Annotated in this window: 2 protein-coding genes; both read right to left on the bottom strand. The window is 61.4% G+C overall.

The genetic code is table 11. The features are described 5' to 3' along the window. The coding region (tnpB, locus tag GE027_RS23875) for an IS66 family insertion sequence element accessory protein TnpB (RefSeq protein ID WP_162006910.1) at window positions 1–140 on the bottom strand (140 nt) is incomplete at its 3' end. Then, a partial coding sequence (gene tnpA, locus GE027_RS23870; protein WP_390621630.1) for an IS66 family insertion sequence element accessory protein TnpA occupies window positions 137–485 on the bottom strand: 349 nt, incomplete at its 5' end. The genes tnpB and tnpA, both read right to left, overlap by 4 nt.

Raw genomic sequence — 485 nt, 5'->3', positions numbered from 1 at the left:
ACGAACAGGAACAGAGATCCGCAGGCGACGTTCTGCCCGAGTTGCGAAGTGACCACTCCGGTCAGTCCGTCGAACCCCTTTCGAAAATCCACCGGTTCGGTGCAAAGGTAGATCGGAACGTTCTCGGGAAGACCGATCATGAACGCACCTCCGTGTCGGCGGCGACTTCGAGCCGGACCCGGATGCCGCCGGGCAACTCGAGGGACATTACGGTGGATCGCGGTGACGCCCGGTTGCTTGATTCGTCGCCGCCGTGGACTTGGTTGTTTGCCGGGCCGGGCATCGAGACCGGGAGGAAGGTAGCGGACGATGAGTGCGTCGGAATTTCTAGCTGTCGAGTTTGGGGGCGTAGTTTGCGTCGCCAGCGGTAGAAGGCAGCCGCAGAGCACTCTTCGTCAGCACAAAACTCAGCGACGGTCCTGCCGGACGATTCAAAGCGTTCGACGCGATCACTCCAAAGTTGACGCGTGGCGGCACGGGAACGG

The organism is Roseimaritima sediminicola, from assembly GCF_009618275.1.
Taxonomy (GTDB): domain Bacteria; phylum Planctomycetota; class Planctomycetia; order Pirellulales; family Pirellulaceae; genus Roseimaritima; species Roseimaritima sediminicola.
Note: the sequence above shows the minus strand (reverse complement) of the source record. Positions and strands in the feature narration are given on the sequence as shown.